This is a genomic window from Paracoccus sp. M683 (assembly GCF_007096355.1).
Taxonomy (GTDB): domain Bacteria; phylum Pseudomonadota; class Alphaproteobacteria; order Rhodobacterales; family Rhodobacteraceae; genus Paracoccus.
In genome coordinates, this window is sequence record NZ_VKDF01000027.1 from 1 (window position 1) to 21,973 (window position 21,973).

At 59.2% G+C, this 21,973-nt stretch carries 20 protein-coding genes; 10 read left to right on the forward strand and 10 right to left on the reverse strand.

Translation table 11 applies throughout. From position 1 onward, the window contains the following. From FNJ84_RS22265 to FNJ84_RS20775, 5 genes are all read left to right on the forward strand, one after another. On the forward strand, window positions 1-213 hold a 213-nt coding region (locus tag FNJ84_RS22265; protein WP_221932022.1), incomplete at its 5' end, for a hypothetical protein. Between the two features lie 183 nt (window positions 214-396). Then, window positions 397-1,116, forward strand: coding sequence for a gamma-glutamylcyclotransferase (locus FNJ84_RS20760; protein ID WP_143795103.1), 720 nt, complete (start codon window positions 397-399; stop codon window positions 1,114-1,116). A gap of 579 nt (window positions 1,117-1,695) precedes the next feature. Next, window positions 1,696-2,583, forward strand: coding sequence for a site-specific integrase (locus FNJ84_RS20765; RefSeq protein WP_114351021.1), 888 nt, complete (start codon window positions 1,696-1,698; stop codon window positions 2,581-2,583). A 12-nt stretch (window positions 2,584-2,595) separates the two neighbouring features. Then, entirely contained in the window at window positions 2,596-3,813 is a 1,218-nt protein-coding gene (locus FNJ84_RS20770; protein ID WP_143795105.1) for an IS91 family transposase, read from the forward strand. Between the two features lie 189 nt (window positions 3,814-4,002). Then, on the forward strand, window positions 4,003-4,242 hold the full coding sequence (locus FNJ84_RS20775; protein ID WP_143795107.1) for a hypothetical protein: 240 nt from the start codon (window positions 4,003-4,005) through the stop codon (window positions 4,240-4,242). Between the two features lie 68 nt (window positions 4,243-4,310). Here the strand turns inward: FNJ84_RS20775 and chrA are convergent, their stop codons facing one another. The 8 genes from chrA to FNJ84_RS20815 all read right to left on the reverse strand — a co-directional run bounded on the left by chrA (window position 4,311) and on the right by FNJ84_RS20815 (window position 15,733). Continuing rightward, the gene (gene chrA, locus FNJ84_RS20780; protein ID WP_143795109.1) at window positions 4,311-5,603 is read right to left on the reverse strand and encodes a chromate efflux transporter; all 1,293 of its coding nucleotides are present in this window, start codon (window positions 5,601-5,603) and stop codon (window positions 4,311-4,313) included. A gap of 3 nt (window positions 5,604-5,606) precedes the next feature. Further along, a complete protein-coding gene (locus FNJ84_RS20785; RefSeq protein WP_143795112.1) occupies window positions 5,607-6,425 on the reverse strand; it encodes a sulfurtransferase/chromate resistance protein in 819 nt (272 codons plus the stop codon). 550 nt (window positions 6,426-6,975) lie between these two features. Further along, a complete protein-coding gene (locus FNJ84_RS20790; RefSeq protein ID WP_143795113.1) occupies window positions 6,976-9,324 on the reverse strand; it encodes a calcium-binding protein in 2,349 nt (782 codons plus the stop codon). Between the two features lie 542 nt (window positions 9,325-9,866). Then, window positions 9,867-10,490: an RNA ligase family protein gene (locus tag FNJ84_RS20795; protein WP_143795115.1), complete on the reverse strand. Its 624-nt coding sequence runs from the start codon at window positions 10,488-10,490 to the stop codon at window positions 9,867-9,869. 230 nt (window positions 10,491-10,720) lie between these two features. Next, the gene (locus tag FNJ84_RS20800; protein WP_143795117.1) at window positions 10,721-11,248 is read right to left on the reverse strand and encodes a hypothetical protein; all 528 of its coding nucleotides are present in this window, start codon (window positions 11,246-11,248) and stop codon (window positions 10,721-10,723) included. Continuing rightward, a complete protein-coding gene (locus FNJ84_RS20805) occupies window positions 11,245-12,534 on the reverse strand; it encodes a DUF3696 domain-containing protein (RefSeq protein WP_143795119.1) in 1,290 nt (429 codons plus the stop codon). The genes FNJ84_RS20800 and FNJ84_RS20805 overlap by 4 nt, the downstream gene beginning before the upstream one ends. An 831-nt stretch (window positions 12,535-13,365) precedes the next feature. After that, the gene (locus FNJ84_RS20810) at window positions 13,366-14,397 is read right to left on the reverse strand and encodes an IS110 family transposase (protein WP_143795121.1); all 1,032 of its coding nucleotides are present in this window, start codon (window positions 14,395-14,397) and stop codon (window positions 13,366-13,368) included. A gap of 313 nt (window positions 14,398-14,710) precedes the next feature. Continuing rightward, a complete protein-coding gene (locus FNJ84_RS20815; RefSeq protein ID WP_143795123.1) occupies window positions 14,711-15,733 on the reverse strand; it encodes an IS110 family transposase in 1,023 nt (340 codons plus the stop codon). Between the two features lie 403 nt (window positions 15,734-16,136). On the opposite strand from FNJ84_RS20815, the gene FNJ84_RS20820 reads away from it, so the two are divergent. The 5 genes from FNJ84_RS20820 (at window position 16,137) to FNJ84_RS20840 (ending at window position 19,642) form a co-directional block, all read left to right on the forward strand. Continuing rightward, window positions 16,137-16,568: a phosphoglycerate kinase gene (locus tag FNJ84_RS20820; protein WP_221932023.1), complete on the forward strand. Its 432-nt coding sequence runs from the start codon at window positions 16,137-16,139 to the stop codon at window positions 16,566-16,568. 296 nt (window positions 16,569-16,864) lie between these two features. Next, window positions 16,865-18,712, forward strand: a complete 1,848-nt coding sequence (locus FNJ84_RS20825) for a ParB N-terminal domain-containing protein (RefSeq protein WP_143795125.1) — start codon at window positions 16,865-16,867, stop codon at window positions 18,710-18,712. Between the two features lie 55 nt (window positions 18,713-18,767). Further along, a complete protein-coding gene (locus FNJ84_RS20830) occupies window positions 18,768-19,022 on the forward strand; it encodes a hypothetical protein (protein ID WP_143795127.1) in 255 nt (84 codons plus the stop codon). Between the two features lie 3 nt (window positions 19,023-19,025). After that, complete coding sequence (locus FNJ84_RS20835; RefSeq protein WP_143795129.1) at window positions 19,026-19,457, forward strand: hypothetical protein; 432 nt, start codon at window positions 19,026-19,028, stop codon at window positions 19,455-19,457. After that, on the forward strand, window positions 19,454-19,642 hold the full coding sequence (locus FNJ84_RS20840) for a hypothetical protein (RefSeq protein ID WP_143795131.1): 189 nt from the start codon (window positions 19,454-19,456) through the stop codon (window positions 19,640-19,642). The genes FNJ84_RS20835 and FNJ84_RS20840 overlap by 4 nt, the downstream gene beginning before the upstream one ends. 653 nt (window positions 19,643-20,295) lie before the next feature. On the opposite strand, the gene FNJ84_RS20845 is transcribed toward FNJ84_RS20840, so the two are convergent. Further along, window positions 20,296-20,553: a hypothetical protein gene (locus tag FNJ84_RS20845; protein WP_143795133.1), complete on the reverse strand. Its 258-nt coding sequence runs from the start codon at window positions 20,551-20,553 to the stop codon at window positions 20,296-20,298. After that, window positions 20,553-21,155, reverse strand: a complete 603-nt coding sequence (locus FNJ84_RS20850; RefSeq protein WP_143795135.1) for a hypothetical protein — start codon at window positions 21,153-21,155, stop codon at window positions 20,553-20,555. Before FNJ84_RS20850 ends, FNJ84_RS20845 begins: the two co-directional genes overlap by 1 nt. Between the last annotated feature and the right edge of the window lie 818 nt (window positions 21,156-21,973).

The window sequence follows — 21,973 nt, forward strand, 5'->3', positions numbered from 1 at the left end:
ACCTCCGCAAACTCGCCAAGATCTTTCCTGCACCGCAGCATCCGCGAAAAGCCTGACACCATAAAGGCTTGCAGCCAAACCCACCACGAAAACAAACCACCCAGCACGCCGGGTTTTTCAACAAAATCGGGACCTTTCGGTCATTCGCTGCGGCTGCATCGGCAGATCTTGAATCTCGCCGATTGCAGTCAACGAAGATGGGAAGCTGCCTGACAACAGCGCAGCATCGCACCCGCAGGAAAGCTGTGACAGCGACCTATCACGCTCCCTAGTTGAAGCAGGGAAACGGAAGTTATGCCTGAGGATCAAGATTGCAACGGGCGTGACTTCTGCGATTGACCCCGTCTTGATAACACCCACATTGCACGAAGCGATGCCCGCACCCAAAGGAACTCGATGGCCAAGCCCTGCCCCATTGTCCTCTCCGACACTCATGTTGGCCGGATACCCTCGGTCGAGGGGCCGCTGCACGATCCACGCTGGCGGATGCTCGAGGACGCCGATCTCGACAGCCTGGCCGAGGATCTGACCCGGGGACGGCCACGGCCAATTCCGATCTTTGCCTATGGCTCGCTGATCTGGAACCCCGGCTTTGCCGTGCAGGCACGACGCCGAGCCACGGCCGTCGGGTGGCATCGCAGCTTCTCGATCTCGCTCGACCATTTCCGCGGCTCGCCCGAGCGGCCGGGGCTCATGCTTGCCCTTGCTTCGGGCGGGACATGCGAGGGTCTGGTTCTGGACATTGCCGAGGGGACCGAGACCGAGTCCCTGCGCGCCATCCTCAAGCGCGAGCTTGTGGCCCATGAACTGGTCGCCAATGCCTGCTGGATCGCCGTTGATACCGAGCGCGGCCGCGAGGAAGCCCTGACCTTCTACGCGGACCCGGTGGGAACCGAGACGGCCCAGCTGACGATCAGGGAGCAGGCGCACCGGCTTGCCCGTGCCGCCGGTGCCGCGGGATCGGGGGCGGAGTATCTTTTGCGCACGGTCCGCGGCCTTGCCGAGCACGGTATCCACGACGACTACATCTGGGCGCTGCAGCACCATGTAGCCGAGGAAATAGAGGCCACATTGGCCGAAACGGGTCGCGCGGCAACGAAGGCGGCGTCCGCATAGCTCAAGATAGCGGACAACAGCCAAGCCGGAGCCCTATGGCTCCACTCCGTGTAACCGTGAGCCACCCATTTAGGCTGACAAGGGTCACAGGTTTCCTCGGGTCCTGCGGAGCTGGCTGCATCAGCCATTCCTTCCATGCCGGCCTCTGTCCCATGCGCCAGAGCTTGTTTGGCACGCCTTGTGCAGCTTCGTTTCCGAAATGAGAGGTTGGAAACTCCGCGCCGCATCCATTACCTCGCCAAGGTTTATGCCCGACGCACGAGCGCCGTCGAGAAACCGGCGCTGCAGCACAACTGAGGCGCCGAGTGGCGGCGAGGGCAGGCCGCTTATGCTGCACCTGCATTCGCTGCGACCGGGCCGAATGTCGCTGATGGGCTCTTAACGTCGATTTGCCGGCGTTGGTGCCGGCAACGGTCCTGGGCGGCCCCTGACCAGCGCACTCGGCCCATGGACGAAGCCGCTCGCGCGGCAATGGCGCCTGTTGTGAAGGTTGCGCGCTGATCTGACCGTCGTGCATTTGGGAATGGACGATCCTGCCTGACGATTGGGGCCTTCTCAATCATCAGACAGGAGGCTTCCATGACAGAGGAGAGAGTAAGCCCGCTGCGTCAGCGGATGATCGAAGACATGCGCATCCGCGGGATGGGCGACAAGGCACAGAAGTCGCACATCCGGGCCATCAAGGATTTCGCGGCCTTTCTCGGGCGGTCACCCGATACGGCCACGCCCGAGGATTTGCGCGCCTATCAGCTCCACATGACCGACACCGGGGTCACGCCATCGACGTTCAACGTGCGGATAGTGGCGCTTCGGTTCTTTTTCGGCATGACCTGCGGGCGGGAGGAGATGAAGCGCTACATGCAATTCCGCACCGAACCGCGCAAGCTGCCGGTAGTCTTCAGCGTCGAGGAGGTGTCCGACATCCTGATGGCGGCACCGGGGCCTGGGCTCAAGTATCGCGCCGCGCTCAGCATCTCCTACGGTGCAGGGCTCCGGGCCGCCGAGGTCTGCAATCTCAAGATCGGCGACATCGACAGCGACCGGATGCTGATCCATGTCGAGCAGGGCAAGGGCCAGAAGGACCGCAAGGTCATGCTGTCGCCCGGATTGCTGGAGTTGCTGCGCGCCTGGTGGCGCGAGGCCCGGCCGGAGGGTTGGCTGTTCCCCGGCAAGCCCAAGATCAACCCGATCTCACCGCGCCAACTGAACCGGGCCTTCACCTCGGCCAAGCACATGGCCGGGGTGAAGAAGCCCGCCACCTTGCACACGTTGCGCCACAGCTTCGCGACGCATCTGCTCGAAGCGAACACGGATGTGCGCGTGATTCAGGTGCTGCTCGGGCATGCCAAGCTGACGACGACCGCCCGATATACCCACGTGGCCACCAAGACGATCCGTGACACCGTCAGCCCCTACGAGATGCTGGCCAGGTTACAGGACCAGACCGTAAAGCGAAGCCTGGAGTGACCGGGCGCCGGGGTGCCTCGGCCAAAGTTGGAGATCGCTGACATCTTTCGCGCCCATGGTCCCACTTGGCGGCGGGCCAATGCCGGGCATGTCAGCCTGACCCAACTGAAGGTCATGTCAGCCATCGAGGCCTGCCGGACCGAGGCGCTCGGCGGGCATGTGGCGGGCTGTGCCAAGTGTGGCCACCATCACATTGCCTACAACTCCTGCAAGAACCGGCACTGTCCGAAGTGTCAGGGGCCGGCGGCGCGCGACTGGATGGAGGCACGGGCTGAGGACCTGCTGCCGGTGGAATACTTCCACGTCGTCTTCACGATGCCAGCCGAAATCGCGCAGATCGCCTATTGGAACAAGAAGGCGATCTATGGCCTGCTGTTCAAGGCGTCGGCCGAGACCGTCATGACCATCGCGGCCGACCCCAAGCGCATGGGCGCGCGGGTGGGTATGACCAGCGTCCTTCATACCTGGGGATCGGCGCTGACACACCACCCGCACATCCACATGATCGTCCCCGGCGGCGGCCTGTCGCCAGACGGCACCAGGTGGATCGCCTGCAAACCAGGGTTCTTCCTGCATGTGCGAGTTCTCTCGCGACTGTTCCGCCGCCTGTTTCTGGAGGGGTTAATGGCCCTGCACCGGGCCGGTCAGCTGGCCTTCTTCGGCGCTCTGGCCGAACTGGCCCACGCGGAGACCTTCACCGCCTGGCTCGCCCCGTTCCGCAAATCCGAATGGGTGGTCTACGCCAAACCACCGTTCGGAGGGCCCAAGGCTGTGCTGGCCTATCTGAGCCGCTACACGCACCGCGTCGCCATTTCGAACGCACGCCTGGTCAGTGCCGATGCCCATACCGTGGCGTTACGCTGGAAAGATTACCGCGGCAAATCCGGCGGCCGGCAAAAGGTCATGCGGCTGGCCACGCCTGACTTCATCCGCCGGTTCCTGATCCACGTCCTGCCCGATGGCTTCCATCGCATCCGGCATTACGGCCTGCTGGCCAGTTCGATCCGCAAGGCCAACATCACCAAGATCCGCGCCTTGCTCTGCGTCCAGCAGATTGAACCGCCCGCCACTCCAGAGCCAGAGCCAGAGCCAGGACCAGAGCCCGAGATCGCCCCGCTCACCCTGCGTGAGCCATGCCCCTGCTGCGGCGGTCCCATGCGTATCATCGAGATCTTCAGGCGGGGACAGAAACCGATGTCGCGCGCCCCACCGAGGGAGCAGGCAGCATGACATATCGCCCGTCATCCGTCACGAAACAGCACCGGCTACACTCCGCTGACCCGGTCCGAACAGTGCGTGCTCGTTTATTTCCAACGCGGCACAAGGCAGCAGCATCTCCAGAACGCACAGCCTCGTCGGGATCATCAGCCGGGTTTGAGACCGTATCCGGCGCCTGCCTCGCCATCAGCCGCGCCCCGGATGCAGCCGCCGCCGCGACCGTTCGCACACTTTCCCCATAGCCTGATCCAAGACCCCCGCGGCTTCCACCTTGGGAGGTTTCCCAACGCGGGTCGTGGTCGCGCCAATGAACAGCGTGCCAACGCGACCCGCATCGGAAAACCTTCACCAAAGCGGACCTTCATCCCGACGCCGAGCGCCGCGTTGCAGCTTCTCCAGACCGGCCATTCGCTGCGGGTGCTCGATTTCTTTAGTGTCTGAGGTCCGCACTGTGGGACAAAGTTAGCTTTCGCCGCGCCCACACCAAAGTCCGGATTTGGGTTGGCGCATCAGAGCAGTAGCCTTAGCGCTGCGCCCAGAACCGAGGCGACAAGCAGAATTCGGATGATGCCCCAGTGCAGTCGAAAAGCCAGTAGGCAGCTCAGACCAAATAGTAATAAGGCGAGCCATTCGATGGTGGCAAGCTCCGGCATCCACAGGGTGAATGGCCCCCTCTGTTCGCGGGTTACGGTGGCAAACAGCACATGAAGTGCAAACCAGACCGAAAGGTTCAGGATGACGCCAACGACCGCCGCGGTGATCGCCTTGAGCGCACCCTGCAATTTTGGCTGGTTCGATATCCACTCGATGTAAGGGGCACCGGCGAATATCCACAGAAAACACGGCGCGAAAGTCACCCAAAGTGCGACGATTGCGGCGATCACTCCGAGACCGAGCCCCCCGTCCTTGAAACCAGCTAGGAAGCCGACGAACTGTGTCACGAGGATCAGCGGGCCGGGCGTGGTCTCTGCCAGACCCAAGGCGTCAATCATCTCGCCTGCGCTCAGCCAGCCGAATTGCACCACGACATCCTGCGCCATATAGGCAAGGACTGCGTAGGCACCACCAAAGGTCACGATGGCAAGAGTACTGAAGAACCTTCCGACTTGGACAAGGAGGTCAGGCGCGCCCAACCAGGTAAGCGCCAGCAGCGGAAGTAACCAGATCGCAAGCCAAAGGATGATGGTGCCGACCGTTTTCCGGGCCGACACATGGGTCATATCGACCGTATTTTGCGCCACGCCCGCGGGTGCCGTGATCAAACCGTAAAGACCCGCCATCAGGACGATCAACGGGTAGGGGATGGTCAGGAAGAATATTCCGACAAAAGCGGCACCCGCGATGACCCAATGCTGCCTTTGTTGAAGTGCCTTCTTCGAGACGCGCAGAAGCGCTTCGACAACGATCACCAGAACAGCGGCCTTGATCCCATAAAACAGCGCTTCAACGAGCGGGACATTCCCAAAAATACTGTAGATTGCCGCCAATGCCATGATGACGGCTGCTCCGGGAATAACAAAGAGCAATCCGGCAATTAGACCGCCAATCGTTCCGTGAAGCCGCCATCCGGCATATGTTGCAAGCTGCATGGCTTCCGGCCCCGGAAGCAACATGCAAAAACTCAACGCATTCAGGAACTGTTGTTCAGACAACCACTTACGGTCGTCAACCACCTCCTTATGCATGAGTGCGATCTGGGCAGCTGGACCACCGAAAGACAGGATTCCGATTTTCCACCACACGCGCGTCGCGTCGGCGATAGACGGAACCATATCCGTCCGTATATCATTCGTACTGCTCATGATTTACGCCTTTGTCGAAGCTGCTGGCCAATCATGCCCTTCGCTCACTGCGTCACGCGCCCATCTATAGAAGGCATCGTAAAGCAACATGCCGGCGTCGAGCTGTTGCAGATCATCGCGAAACATGCGCGACAGACCCAGGGATGCTGCCAGAAGGCCAGCGGCCTCCGGGGCGAGATCATGTTTGTTGGTGTCGGCCCCCCGCACAATCATGGCTAGTCTTGTCAGGGCGTCATGCCCAATGCCAAACTCTTCGATCATCGTGTCGAAGGTGCAGGTTTCGCCCCGATGACTCCAGAAGACATCTTCGATATCGAAGGACGTCGCGTTGAAGCGCTCTGCCACATTGCTCACTTGAGAGGCTGCAACGAACAGGATTTGGGCCTTGGGGTCGATGAAACGACGAATGAGCCATGGACAGGCAATTCGGTCGATTTTCGGGCGATGGCGCGTGACCCACACGGTGCGGCCAGACCTGTCCAGCGGCGGCAGTTTGGCCGTCGTGACCATTGGGAGCTTCGCGTCTCTCCATGCGAATTGTCCGCCTTCAAGAACTTCTGCGTGCACTCCGGATGCGCGTAGAAGTGCCGCCGCGCCCTGGCTGATCTTGAGCCCCTTCTGACAGTAGACAACCACTGAGCGGCCTTGAAGCTCATTCGCCAAATCGGCAACATCTTTGAACGGATAGCGAAATGCACCAGGAATAAACCTTGGATCATCGTCAAAGTCTTCATCGATGCGCACATCAAGAAGTACCGGACAGTCGGGGGTCCCGACCAGGCGAGCTAGAGCAGACACTGGAATTTCATTATACGACGCCATGAAGCATCCTCCTCGGAGAGCGAGAGAATTGGAAGGATGCAAGATTGGGCTGGCGCCTCACGGGGTTCTTGCGCACCCCTGAACTACAGAACTAAGTAGAAACGGCTCTGCTGTCAAACACAGGAACAGCCATTGGCTGCGTCGCAGAAATTTTGAAGTATGGGCTCTGACCCGACCTGCGGCGCTGCGGCACTGTTATTCAACCTCGGCCAAGGCCGCTCGGCAGGGTCGGCCCATTGCGGCCATTCGGTCGCGACGGATGCTGCCGCGCGGCATCCGTGGAAGCGGCCGCTCAGACACCGCGCGCGAAAGCCTTGAGGAGGTTACGGCGCTGCTGAGATTGCTGCCATTCACGGTGGTGGGAAATCGGAAAATGATGTGGATGTTTGAGCCCCATGTGGCCATCGGCAAGACTTCAGGCGCGAACTCATTGCGGGATTTTGGTGCGGATATCCGATTATCCCAGACGCCAATGTGCCGGGCGCACCGCCAGTTCCGCCGGGGTCTACGAGCCTAAGGGACACCTGCAACCAGGTGCCCCCTGTTTATCTCAAAGAATAAAGCTGTTGGCATTGAGCGTTAGGCTGTCGTCCAGCAAGATCGCCAGATCCGCGATGCGATCGCCATTCACATCGGCTACGATGAGGGTGCCGCCCGCGACACTTCGATACGCCAGCTCACCAGCATTTCCGGTAAAGCCGCCGGTGCCGACAAAGCTGAACGCCTGATTTCCAGCAACATTGGTGCGCGCGTCCAATGCACTCAGGTCGATAAGGTCGCCTTGGGCAAAGCTGAAATCCGTGATCACGTCGCGTCCGGCCACGGCCGTGGTCGAATCCGCAAGTGTTTGGAACACAAACACATCCGCGCCCGCTGAGCCAGTCATGCGATCTGCGCCCTGTCCGCCGATGATGCGGTCAGCGCCCGCACCGCCGATCAGGATGTCATTGCCCAATCCGCCATGCAGCGTATCGTTGCCTGCGCCACCCTGGACATTGTCATTGCCCAATCCGGCAAAGATCAGGTTATTGCCTGCATTGCCGATAATCTGGTTGGCCAGAACATTCCCCGTGCCATTGATATGAGCCATGCCAGTCAGGGTCATATTTTCGACATTCGCCCCCAAAGTGAAGCTGACCGAGGATTGCACGCGATCGACGCCCCCATTCAGGCCCTCGACCACACGGTCGCCAATATTGTCCACAATGTAGGTGTCATTACCGGCGCCGCCCTGCATGGTATCGGCACCAACTCCGCCGTTCAGGATGTTGTTTCCGGCATTGCCCAATATCTGGTTGGCCAACGCATTCCCTGTGCCATTCAGGTGCGCTAGGCCAGTCAGGGTCAGGTTTTCGACATGTGCGCCCAATGTATAACTGACCGAGGAAAGCACGCGGTCGTTCCCGGCATTCCAGCCCTCGCTCACAACGTCGCCGAGATTGTCCACGACGTAGGTATCGTTCCCAGAACCACCCCGCATGGTGTCGGCACCAATTCCGCCGTTCAGGACATTGTTTCCGGCATTGCCGACAAGCAGATTCGCCAGGACATTGCCGTTGCCGTTGATGTGACCAGATCCAGTCAGGGTCAGGTTTTCGATGTTGGCCTCGATCGCGCGGCTGAATGCGCTATGGACCGTATCGATGCCACCATCGGTGGTCTCGACAACCAGATCGCCCAGCGTGACGTGGTAGACATCATTCCCCGCGCCACCGGTCAATGTATCGACCCCACTTGTGCCGTAAAGCACGTCGCGACCTGCGCCACCGGTGATACGGTTGTCATCGGTGATGCGGATCTCGACGACCTGCATGGTGCCACCGTCCGGAAAGGTCATGTTGCCGCTAAGTTCGATCACCAGATAGGCGGTTTCTGTCGTCTCCATCACCCCATCGCGGGTCGTCGAGATCGTGAAGCTCTGCTGGCGCGTCGTCGGAAAGGTCGAGGCCAAGCTAAGATAGCCGTTGCCCGACGTCGCCCCGGTATCGCCCGCGTCTGCGGTACCGCCCGAGGTGGTGGTATAGTAGCTGTAGCTGACCCAGTGGTTGGTCATCCCGACAAAGTTCAACGCCAGATTGGCCGTCTGACCTTCTCGCAGGGTGATTGTTTCGGGAAATGCCGCGACATAGGTCGTTGGCGTGGGGGCTTGTGCGCCGATCAGTTCGAACGAGGTATCGAAGCCCAGTTCGCGCAACTGGTCATTGGTATAGATCCGCCGATTGCCATATTCGTCGGTGATCCATACCTGTCTGATATCGACGGTCCCTGAATAGTTTGCGGCGGTGATTTCCCGAAATGCACTGCCGTTCACTTCGCCGGGTGAAAAGGTCACATTATTGAAGCTGTAGCTGCCGGCGCTGCCATAACGAACCGCGATATCTCGGTCGAATATGATCGCGATATCGCTGACTTGGTTGACATCGCTGCCAGCGGCCCAAAATTCAGCCATGACATTACCATTGCGCAGATCTACTCGGTCAGGCAGGTCAAGCGAAGTCAGTTCCGGCGCGGTTCTGTCAGGATCGGTGCTCTGAATGGTGATCGAGGTATCGACCCCAAGCCCGCGCAGGGCCGGCCCCGAGACCGTTGTGCGATTCCCCAGATTGTCGGTGATTTCGACATGGGTGATGTTGAGCGTGCCGCCGATATTATGCGGCAGGACCTGCGCTGCGTAACTGTGGCTGCCATCAGCCCAATCCGCGCCCCAACCATGAATGATCTGGAACGCGTAGGCCCCGGTTTCGGTGGCCAGCGGACGGTCGAAATAGACGGTGACCTGCTGGACGCCGTCGGGGTCGCTGACGCTGGCAGCAAAGATCGCCTGGACCTGCCCGGCCCGAAGATCAAGCACCGAAGGCGCATCGACAGAAAGCAGGCGGGACGGGCCGGTATCGGGCATGATAGCTCCAAATAAATGGCTACTTTAAAACGGGCAAAAAACGCCGATCGTCATTCTCGACGTAGCCGCGGCATACTTCGCCGAGCAAGTTGTCCTTTCGGTTAGATGACTAGAGGTGCGCGTGTTCCTTGGGCGGCCAGCATGACGCGATTGCCCACTTCTCGCCGGGACATTTCGTTGACATTCTAAGCGACAAACGCACATGGCTGCTACGATAAGGCTCCGGATTCGGCCAAAAGATGCTTTGGGCCAATCCAACGCTGCAAACACTGCAAACTGCTCGGGCGCGAGAGTCATCTATGGGCTCCGGGCAAGATGCTGCGGCCCAGCAACCGAGGGACGGACTCATTCAGATCACGACCAAGCCGAGCGTCGCCGGCCCTAACCGGACCTTCGCGCCAGGCGCTGCGGATGACCGAAGTCAGCCTTAATTGGAGGGATCGCCAAGCCTAACGTACGCCTCGATCTCGCCCTGCTCCAGCGATCAAACCATCGTCACCTTCTACTCGTTGAATTGCTCAATCGCCTGAAAGGGTGCTGCTTCAGTTCCGATCAAGCCCGTTGGGCACAAGTTCAGACTTCATCCAATGACGTTTCGATTGGACATGGCCTTCCCGTACATATTTACCTATCCGGGTTGGCATATCACTTTCCGGGAAAGCGCCTGAGATTCTGACCACGAAACCCTCCTGGCAGCTGAAGTCCAGTGATCTTGCCAGCTCTTCGAAAAGATCGTTCCGGAATGGCCCGCGATACAGAGTTGGGACTGGCTTTATACCGAGTTCAGCGAAGCGCAAAAGGGTCTGATCCCATGCCTGGACCTCATCTGCTATGATCAAGGAAAAGCCCAGAAAATATGATGGCAGCGCTTCATAAGCAACTGAATGTCGAGCATAAAGATTTTCCCCGACGATCCTCTCATCATCAAGAAGCTGGGGCGAGATCGTCGCGGCAAAAGCCTTCAACCAGTCGCGAGAGGGGTGATGTCTACTATCTGGACTCCTCGCATGCGAGCCATTGGCATGTATAGTGGTGTTTTCTCCATCCATCTTTTCGGTAACAACGAGGTCGTCAACCTTTAGTCCATCCAGTGACGACATGATCTTATCATCACTCGTGGCGCCAGGTGACATTGGAAGATGAAAGGTGCGCCCATACTTTTTCATACCGACGGGATAGCACGAGGCCCTACCGATTTCCATCTCTCTTGTTGGGTGAAAAATCGGAAATACCTGTAAGTTCAGGAGCTATGTGCTGCAAAGCTCTACTCCAAATATTTAATTATCCTCATCGCCCTAAAACGACGCGGATACCGGGCGCTACTTACCTAACTTTGAGCACCCTTTAAACTCCACCATCGACGATAGTCATAGGAAAATCCCCATAATTTCCAGCCCTATCGCGCCAACTTCTCCAAATACTTTGCTCGCGACCATTTTTCTATCAGAGGCTCCAAATGCACATTATGCTTCAACAGTTCATCTTCCCAGCCATGCCAATCGGTATCGCCGGCGAAAGCTACGCAACCTTCATTAAATTCTGCGTACGAAGAGAGAGCCGCTGCCACCATTTTTCGATCTGCAAGATCATGGATGGTATGGGCCAGGGATGCGGGCAAAATACCATGACCATCAGCATCGTAAGAAACCAAGACATCATCAACTGAAGCGGTCTGCCATTTGTGCATCACCACCTGAATGCCGAAGTCGTTGAAGCCAAGCTTTCTACAGTACTCGTTGTAAATCTCACCTTCTAAGTCTAATATCATGCGAACATCCCCTTGACGAAAGGTGTCCAGCCACAACCAAATCTCGAGCAACAAATCGGGATCATCAGGAGTAGCATCAATTTCCTTTTGAGTCTCAGGGTCCGCTGCGCTAGCTGCAATTAGAACATTCGTATCAATCACATAGCGATCTTTCACTTTCTGGATCCTTTCTTCCTTTCGATCGCTATCCGCGCCTGCTCACGCGTCTCACCTATGGCGTCGCCAAAAAATCCCTCCGGCCAATTCTTAAGCCGACCGACCTCGTCAACCTCAAGCTCTCTGAGCTTTGCAGATTTATCCTCCCTCTCAATGAAATACATGGATACATCTTCAAGTTTCTTCGGGTCTCTAGCAATGATCGTCTGCATCCTCCTGAATAAATGCTCCGAATGCGTTTCTACGATGAACTGCAAATTCCTCTCTTTACTGACTTCCGTAAATAGCTCGGCAAGTGTCGACTGAGCAAGTGGATGCAAGTGAATCTCCGGCTCCTCAAGGATGACAACGCTTCCAGGCTTGGCAAAATAGGAGACAACCAGGACGGGAAGAATTTGCGACACACCTATTCCGACATCTCTTAGGTTGCACGAAACTTCGCCACGATGAACAATTAGCTCATATCTATTAGAGCGCCCTTGTTGGCGAACTTCTATCCGATCCGCCAACTTCATTCTGGAAAGCCATTTCGAAACTCCATTTAGAATATAGTCTCGATCATCGCCCCTCATCAACGAGCTTGCAAGGAGCGCGTCTATCGCGGCCTTTCCGTCCGCTCCAAGATCACCAGGGCGAGACTTGTTCCACGAATAATCACGCTCAGGTTTACGCCGGAGTGGCCCAAGGTATGAGATGTCTTCGAGTTCTCTTCGGATATCTAAGCTCATATCCTCAACCAGGTCCCCTTCCTTCTCAAGCATCGACAACGCGTCAGCCGAGAATGAAATAGACCTTTCCGGAGCAAGACCCCTGCCTTTATCTCGTGGCTGCACCTCTTCACCCACAAATATTGAGTAAGCCCCCTTTTCTCTGCGGATCGCACGGAAGCTCTTGTTTCCAGTGGACATCTCCATCTGTTGAATAGCTACGCTACCCGAGGATATTTTCCCGTACGTACACCTGAGCGAAATCTCCTCAACGTCTGCCTTTCTATCATCTCGACGCAACGATATATCCAAAGAGAAGCTTCGGGGTGCTTCCGCGTACTGGTTCAGAACGTCGTCGAAATCCCCAAAGTTAAACAAATCATTAACTTCATCCCCTCCTAGATTTAGATGTATAGTCCTGTCTGGTGACATTGCAGTTTGCTTCAGCAGAAGAAGGCTCTGAATAATCGTAGACTTCCCCGAAGAATTCGTGCCCAAGAGCATGGTAACCGGCTTCAAATTCACCGGACCTGAGTCTATCCAAGCTTTAAAATTCCGAAGCCTCAGACTGGTAAACATTCTATGTGTCCCTTGCGCTCAATGCGGTTGACGGTCGGCTACGCTCAGTCTGAGCGCTTCTGCGTTTCTTATAAGGTTATCGAAGTACACAAGCTCGTGAAAGGTGCATGAACCTGTCTTCAACTCCAGCTGGCATAGAAACGGCCGCTTTGCTTTGCGCTGACACTTCAGTCGAAATGACCAGAGGCCGGGGACTGGCGGTCTGGCCTGACCAGAACGTCACAGCAACCAGCACCTTCCTGCGCATCGCGGTCGTTCGTGACAAGCGCAGCGAACGGCAGCTTCCCGCCCGACTTGCAGATGGCTTTGCAGGCGCAGCAGGAATCGCGCCTCTGTGGCGAGGGGCAGGATTATCCCGGTTAGGCGACCCCCGGCAGAGCCGGGACCGGGCTTTAGCCTCCGTCGGGCCTCGCCCGCCTTCAGCCCGAGCCACGCCCTGCGCGTCTCGGCCCTTCGGGTAACAGTCCCTGCCGTGGGCGCGGCGGTGGGGCGGGTTGTCCAGCCCTGAGCTTAGCCCAGGGCCTTGCAGGCTGAAAGCGAGACGCCATGTGTGGATGTATATGGACCCCGCCTGATTGCAACGGTCTGTTTGGTTCTGGATCGGCGGTCGCGATTGCTGATGTATATCCGGCTTCTTCGGGCGGCCTGACGGATCAACGCCGCGAGCCCCGATGGATTTCCGCTTGCTTCTACCTCATCGCCCCTAAGGCATCGGTGTTGACCTTGCCGATCCACACATCAGGTTCGAGAAGCAACGGGCGTGACCCTTTTCCATCCCTTGGCAGATGTTGCAATATTCCGGTGGGCGCTTCCTCCTCTAACTGTTCGTGGTCATGCGAAAGAGACGACGTGCTCCGGGCAGTAACTCTGTTCCCGTGACAGCAGCGACCAGACGATCCGCGCATTTTTGTTTGCCAGCGCCACCGCCACTACGTTTGGGTGGCGTCTTTCGCGCATGCGATTGACCCATTGGCTGCGCGCGTCCGTTTTTCCGGAGGATCGACCCAGAACAGCCCGCGCTCCGTGGATCAGCATCGTTCGCAGGTATCTGTCACCTCGTTTACTGATGCCGAACAGTCGTGCCTTGCCGCCGCTGGATCTCTGCTTTGGGACCAGCCCGAGCCAAGCTGCGAACTGGCGACCGTTCTTGAAGCTTGATCGGTCTCCTATGGCTGCCACCAATGCTGTCGCTGTTATTGGGCCGATACCTTCGATCCGGCCGATACGTTGGCACATCTCGTTTGAACGAAAAAGGTTTCTGATCCTGCGATTGTAGGTTGCCAGACGAGCGTCGAGCTCAGCAAGTTCGTCACGCATGTCGCCCAACATTTCGAGGAAGAGTTCTCCTAAACCTCCCGATTGCCGATCCGCAATTTCGCCGAGGGCACGCCGAATACGGTTTATATCCCGGGCCACCACGATCCCGTGCTCCCCCAGCAGGCCACGGACCTGGTTCACAAGCCGGGTGCGGTTTGCGACCAGCCGCTGGCGGATCCGGTGAACGGCCTGTATTTCCAGTTGCTCGGATGATTTCGGCGGCACGAACCGCATCGATGGCCTGCCAACCGCTTCACAGATCGCCTCGGCGTCGTTGCGATCATTCTTGTTCGACTTGACGTAGGGTTTCACGAACTGGGGGGAGATCAATCGTACATCATGCCCCAGATCGGTTAGGACGCGTGCCCAGTAGTGCGATCCGCAACACGCCTCCATCCCGACAAGGCAAGGCGCCAGCTCGGCGAAGAATTGAGCGACGGCTTCGCGCCTGAGTGTCTTTCGCAAGACAACCTGTTCATCACCATCGACGGCATGAACTTCAAAGACATACTTGGCCAGATCAAGGCCGATCCTTTTGATCTCCATGGCACGAGCCCTCCTGTTTTTCTTCCCAGGATACGCCACCCGAAGGCGGCGGGGTCCATACCATTGCCCCGTTTAATGCAAGTCGGTTGTTTGCTCGCTGGCGGAGTGATCGGGTGCGTTCATGTGTAAGGCCTGTATAGTGCGGCGATTCACATGCCGCTGGCCGGGATGGAGATACGCGGACCAGGTCCATATCAAGGATACGCGCTGTAAAGCGCCAAGCGTCTCACTGGTTTATCTGGTCCCGATCTGTTCGATCATTCGCCCGTCGTGCAGTGACCTCCTCACACCCCCGCTTGTGCGGTCATCGCCATCAGGCGGCGACCGAACCTCGATAATCTTGATCCTTTGTCAGCATGGCCCAAATGGCTCTGGCCATCTTATTTGCCAACGCAATCGCTGCGACGAGGCGCGGCTTTCTGGCCAGCATCGCCTGCAGCCATGGTCCAACCGAACCTGGCCGCCGCACTGCCCACCGGATTACTGCCATCGCTCCCGAAATCAGCAAGCGTCTGATATCCCTCTGACCCATCTTCGTTGTCCTCCCGAGCCGCGGCCGCCCTCCGGTCGAATGCTGGCGTGGAACCAGCCCCAGCCAAGAAGCGAAATCACGACCCCGCCTAAAGGTCGACATTTCAGGCGCAAAGGTTTCGATGGCTAGTGCTCCAATAGGACCTATGCCAGGCAAGGTTCGAAGCCGACGCGCAGTTTCACCAGCCTCCGAGACAGCGTTCATATGCTTCCGGAGAATGTCTAACTCGCTGGTCTGCTGGTCAATTCGCCGCAGGAGACCGACAGCAAGTTCTCGCACGAGTTCCGGAATTGTTGCCTCTGGATCATCGAGGGTGTCCCGAATCTGCGAAACTCCAACCGCGCCCTGTGAGGCGATGATTCCGAACTCCGACAGATGGGAGCGAAGCGAATTGATTGTTTCGGTTCGTTGGCGCAAGAGCTGCTCGCGTGATCGAAACAGCATGGCCCGTGCTTGTTGATCCGGGGTTTTGGGCTCGACAAACCGCATCGAAGGGCGTTGCGCTGCCTCAACGATCGCCTCTGCATCAGCCGCGTCATTCTTCTGACGCTTGAGGAACGGCTTTACGTAGATCGGCGCGATCAGGCGGACATCGTGCCCCATCTTCGTCAATTCACGTGTCCAATAATTCGAGCTCCCACACGCCTCCATTGCGACCATGCACGGCCGCTGGCGCGCCATGAATTCAGGGAATTGGCGCCGCGTCAGTTTTTTCTGGAAGAGCTGACTGCCGTCCTTGCTGGCCCCATGAACATGAAAGGCGCTTTTCGCCAAATCGACGCCGATGATGGTAACTTCGTCCATTGCTGTTCCTCCTCTTCTCTATCCCACGGTAGCCCACGAGGCGCGGGAGGGGCATCCACCCCATCAAGGATCGAGCGTCAGCCTGTGGGCAACCTGCACCATCCAAGGATCAGGAGGCCCGTGTGCCACGGGCCACGACAGCCGGGGGATTCGGACGAAGCCGAACGCCCCGGCTTTTGTTGGGCCGCGCCAAGGCGCGACCGTCAGGAAACCGCCGGTTTCCCCGTCAACCAGAAAATGCTGCGCCACCTGCGGGGCCGTGTCCTCGGCTGCGCCTGCGGGCCGCACCACCCCCTTGTCGGCTGGATTTTCAAGTTGTCGGGTCCCCTTCCCGCCCTCGCCGGGAGGCAGGGTTTCAGGAGAGGCGCGCGTTCCGCGTCCTCTTCTGAAACCCCGCCCGATTATGGGCATCCCGACCGGGGCCAAAGACCAAGGCGGGACCGTTGCAAAAAGGAAAATGACCATGGGTCTGGACCAATACGCCTACAGCATTTCCGAGGAAAACGCCGCAGAGGGCGGCCATGTGCCGCAGTTCACATGGCGCAAGCATTCCCGGCTGCAAACGTGGATGGAAGCCCTCTACACCGCCCGCACCGGGCTTCATTCCGACAACCTCAACTGTGGTGAGTTGCGGCTGACCGAAGCGGACCTGACGGCGCTGGAAACCGCCATCCGCGAGAAGGCCCTGCCCGTCTGTCATGGCGGATTTTTCTACGGCCACCAAGCGCAAGAGGAACAGGCGGACGCCTATCACGATCAGGACCTCGCGTTCTGTGCATGGGCCAAAGCTGAAATCAGCGAAGGCCGCGCCGTCGCCTATTCCTGTTGGTGGTAATCGGATCGGCCCGAGCCGCGAAGGTCGGGCCGGGGCTGGCCTGCCCTACAGGCCAAAGGGGAGGGGCGGCCAACGTCTCCCCCGACCATCAGACCGAAAGGAGGTGATTGAAACGAACGAGTGGCTTGAACAGCGCATCACCGAAGCGTGGGCGCTCATCAGGAAGGGCGGACACTCTGCCAAGATCGGCCGCGCCTTCCTGATCCAGCACGGGGTCATGTGATCCCCTCGCCTCGGCCCATCTGGGCCGGGGCACCGATACCACAAAACCAATGTCGCAAACAAGGATATACACCATGAAACAGAGTGCTATCGACAAGGCCCCGATCCAGTATTTCCCCTTGGATCGCCTCTATGTCTCGGACATGAACCCCCGCACCCGGAAAGGCTCCGATTGGGATGGCCTGCGCCTCTTGGCCGAAAGCATCAAGATCGCGGGACTGATCCAGAACCTTGCCGGTCATCTGGACGAGGACGGCAAGGTCGGCATCGTCGCCGGTGGTCGTCGCCTGCTGGCCATGACGGAAATCTCGCCCGAGGACATGGCGTCCATCGGTCTGGCCGAAATCCCGGTGCGGATCGCGCCCGACGAACCCACCGCCCGCGCATGGGCCAGCATCGAGAATACCGCCCGCGAAGCCCTGCACCCCGCCGATGAAATCCGCGCCTATGGCCGGATGGCCGAAAGCGGAAGCACCGTCCCGGCCATCGCCCGCGTGTTCGGCCAGACCGAACAGCATGTCTATCGCCGCCTCGCCCTTGCCGCCCTGCCCGCCCCGGTGTTGGACGCGCTGAAAGCCGGAGACATCACCCTTGGCGCGGCGGCTTGCTTCACCGTGGCGCAAAGCGAGGCTCTTGCCTTGGAGGTGCTGGACCGGGTGCGGGGTCAGGACGTGTCCGACTGGCGGTTGAAACAGGCATTGCAGCCTGACGCCATCGGCAAGGATGATCGCCGCGCGGTCTATGTCGGGATGGATGCCTATGAAGGCGCAGGCGGTGAACTGACCCGCGATCTGTTCGCAGACGAGGTCTTTCTGACCGATCCCGATCTGCTGGACAGCCTCTTTAACGAAAAACTGGCAATGGATGCCGAAATGCTCGGCCAGGGCTGGAAATGGGTCGAGACGAGCGACGACCAGTATATCTCCTATGAGGTCACGTCGAAGCTGGACCGCATCTATCGCGTCGAGGGCGAACTGACCGAGGAACAGGCCATCCGCTATGATGAACTGGCCGAACTGGCGGAAGGCGATGTGCTGGACGAGGCCGGTCAGGCCGAACTGGATGCGCTGCAAGCGGTCTGTGACGGTGATTTCACCGACACGCAGCGCGACCATGCCGGGCTGTTCATCTTTGTGGCCCGCGATGGGCAGCTGACCGTGCAAGCGGCCTTTGTCCGGCCCGAGGATCGTGACGCCGCCATCGCGGCGGAGGTTTTGACCGGCCATGCCGCCATGCGCGGTCAGACCGGCAGTGCCGCCGATGCCGAGCCGAAATCGCCCATCAGCAATGCGCTGCGCGAGGATTTGAACCGCGTGGCGAAGGGCGCACGGCAACACGCCGTCTTGCGCGATCCCGATCTGCTGATCGCGCTCTTGGCCTATCAGTTGAGCCATGATCTGCAATGGCGCAACCCGCTTGGGCTTTCGACCGAGGACGTGCCGAACTGGCCGACAACGGCAGCGGAAGGCTATGCGCTGGATGATCGCCTGACCACGAACGCGCCGCCCGATATGCACGGGAAAGACCTTGGCAAATCCTTCCGCGCCTTCCGCAAGAAAGGCGAGGATCACATTCGCGGCGAGTTGACCCGCTTCCTTGCGGCCCATTATCGCGGCGGATCGGAGGAACTGCGCGCGCTGGTCGACAAGGACACCAAACCCGCGATCCGCGAGGTCTGGACCCCCACTGCGGCGAACTTCTTCAGCCGTGTCGGCGGCCCTTACCTCAATGATCTGTGGCGCAATCTGCTGGACCTGAAAGAGGATCATCCGACCGCCACCACCTTCGCCAAGCTGAAAAAGGGCGAGAAGGCCGAGAAGCTGGCACAGCTGTTCGCGGACCCGGCGACCCGCAAGGCCTATGGTGTGAACGAGGCGCAGGAGGCCCGGATCGCCGCATGGCTGCCCGAGGGTATGGAGTGACCAAGGCGGGGCGCGCGCAAGACGCGCGCTCCGACCCATCAGCGAGGATCGACCTATGACCGATGATTTCAAGCAGAGCGACTACCTGAAAGATAAGGCGTGGCACGGGCTCTCTTGCTGCTGTGGTGGCGGATACCGCGTCGGTCACGCCCTTGGCTGCCCGGACGCGACCCGCGAAGACAATCTGTCCTGGCTGGCCGATGATCTGGCCCGCGCCGAGGCGGCAGGCGATCAGGAGGAAATCGCCGATCTGCGCCGGATCAGGGCCGAGATCGAGCGCCTGCCAACCAAATATGTCGATGGAGGCTGAGCCATGCGCTTCATCAAATCAACCCACCACCCCTTCACCGATACCGCCCGCAAGCGCGCCGCCCTTGTCCGCAAGCAGAAGGCCGAACGCGAGGCCATGCCGCTCTTCGCGGCAGAAATCGCCGCCGGCCAGCGCAGCCCTGACGATGTGATGCAGGCCCGTGCGGTAAGCTGGGCTGTCAGCCAAGCCCGCAGGCGGCAATGGCGCGCGGAGCGATGGCGGCAGGCCCGCCGCGAAATCGACGCCATGCCAAAAAACATGCGGCGCAAGGTCCGCGCCGCATGGGACGGCGCACCCTACCCCGCCGATCCAGTCTATCTGCTGGATTTCCTGCATGAGCTTCGCGTGGGTCGGCGCAGCATGGACGCCCTGCCCTTCACACCAAAGCCGGTCAATGCGCGTGGCCACAGCATCGGCATCGGAGGCCTGCCATGATCATGACCATCCTGCGCGCCCGCGATGTTGCAGGTGCCATCCCCGCCCATTCCGAGGCCGAGCGTCGGGCGGCTTTTGCCGCCCTTCATGCCTCTGCCGATCTGAACAAGGATCAGCGTCGGGCAAGTGCCGTCGCGCCCGAGCGGCCGCCTCGCCGCCGATCTGCACGATGCGCGCGGCGTTGACGCTGATCGGGCGTTCATTCGGCAGCACGGGGCGGATGCCGCCATCCGGCGCGACGGCACTGGCTGGATCATCGACCCCCATGGGCGCGAACGGGATTGAGCCGAATAAAGATGATTAGATACGTTGAAACGGGTGATCGGAACTCACCATGTGTGGCGCTTTCATCACGAAATCCATATGACCTTCAGATCGGATGTCAGTAATGTTTCAATTATTCTTTTTAATATCGTGCGGATTACTGGCGATATTAAACCCTCGGCTCTCGAACGGTCACATTTTCGTCGGGTTTCGTCCTCGGTGCCTATAGCCGTCCCAAAGTTGAAATGATGCCCGACCATGGCAACATCAGACACAGGAAGTCGCGGCGATCTTGCCCGGCATCATAGAGGAGGAGACCATGATTTACGGTGCCATCATCGTCGGCATTCTGCTCTACTCGCAGTACGCCTACTAATTTCCTGAGTGGCTGTACGGCCACTCCGCAATGAAGGCTCAATACAAAGAATTCCTTCTGCGACGAAGGTTCAACTGGCCCCGCCTCGCGCGGGGTCACTTTTTGCGAGGATGCCTTTGATTGCCCTGGCCGGCCCCGGCTATGTGCCGGGGACTGGCCAGGCCCGTGCGCTTCGCGCCGAGACGCGCCGCCGGCGCGTCAGCGCCGGGCGCGAATAGCTCGCTGGACCGCATCCATATCGGCTTCCAGAGCATGATCGCCAATCGCGTGGTTTTCGATCAGCTCGATCAGCGCATCATAGATCTCGGTCCTGACCCATCCGACTGCTTCCGCCTGGTCGACCAAAGCAAGGAATTTGGCCTCAAGGCTTTCCTGACAATCGAGGTCCCGATCAGCATAGGGTCCGAGCTCGCGCGGGCCGGTCAGTTGGTCAGCGGGTTTTGGGGGTGCGGCCATCAGCGTAGCTCCGCGACCGGCGATCGCCACAGCTCTTCGCCATCTGTCGTGCGCAGCGCCCGTATCGTGACATGCGCGCCAACTGGCGTCCGCGCCAACGTGGCCAGCGCGTGAAGAACATGCTGGCCCTCGCCTGCCGCAAGCTGGATTTCGCTGCCGTCGCTGGTTTCCGCGATCAACCGGCCTTCCATGGGCAGGGTCATTTTGGGTTGCTCCAATGTATGTGTTCTTGAAGGCAGATTGATCACCACGATCCCGTTTTCTGTTTCCGCATGTGCCTTTGGAAGAAGGACGAGATCGCCGGTGTTGTTGATAATCCTGGTCTGGCTGCTTTCGATGTCATTCGGAGATTGCCGAAATTTGCGGTTCATCCAGCGGATTATGGCATAGCTGACAAGCAGCAGCATCAGGATCGGAATTACCTGTGAGGCCATATAGGCCCCTTCCTTCAGCCCGAACAAGAACTGGTCGTAAATGTCTCGCCATGGGGTGTAGGGGATCTGTATCGGGACGATTTCTTGTGCAGGAACATATCCACCGAGATCATTTGGCTCGGGGACTTGAGCGTGTGCTGCGCTGAAAAATAGTGAAAGCCAGTTCATGAACACCTCGTTCGAGAAACATAACGGGAAGCACAGCGGCGGGAATATTCATCGCAACTTCGGGCTATTTAATCGAAATTCGGCCCAATGGGACAGTCTGGTGGGCGTCTGCCCGCAAGCGGGCACCGCGTCCTCGTCGCGCGTGCGCGACCCAAGCCAGGCAGGGCGATGCACCCGGCTGCGGCGCCTGCGGTCTGTCTCGTCCCGAGCCAGGTCCTCGTGCGCCGGTCCTGGGTGCCCTGCCCCGCTCGTCTCGGCCCATTCGGGTCACGGCCGCTGACGCGGGCTGGCTTTCAGCCGTCGCGTTCCCAACCGGATCATCGGGCAGCTGTCACCGCCGCTGCCAATCCCGGTCCGTCTGTACGGACGCGCCAAGACATCTCGTGGGGGAACAGGTCGTGGCTGTCGCTGTCGGGGGGCAGTCACCCCGGCAGCATTGCGGTAGAACCGTAGACGGGTAGCCGGTCCCGTTCTTGCCGTGTTTCTCGCTCGCGGGTTGCGCGGTCGCTTGCTGTCGTGGCCAACCCGGTCCTTACCAGCGAAGGCGTTTCTCATCGATGAAATATGACAGGGCAGCGCGCCGGACGGCCTGCGGCCTTCAACGACGAATTTCCCCTGGCCTCTCGGCCATTCCGCGCGGAAGACAAATTCCTCATTGACCGGCGCTCTTCCTGCCCCGTCCCGGAAATTTCATCGAAACGCCAAGCAGGAAAGGAAAACCAAATGGCCAACGAAAGCATGAAGCTCCGCGTGAAAACCGGCGAGAAAGACGGCAAGAACTTCTGGGACAGCTGCGGTGTCCTCTTCATCAACCGCAA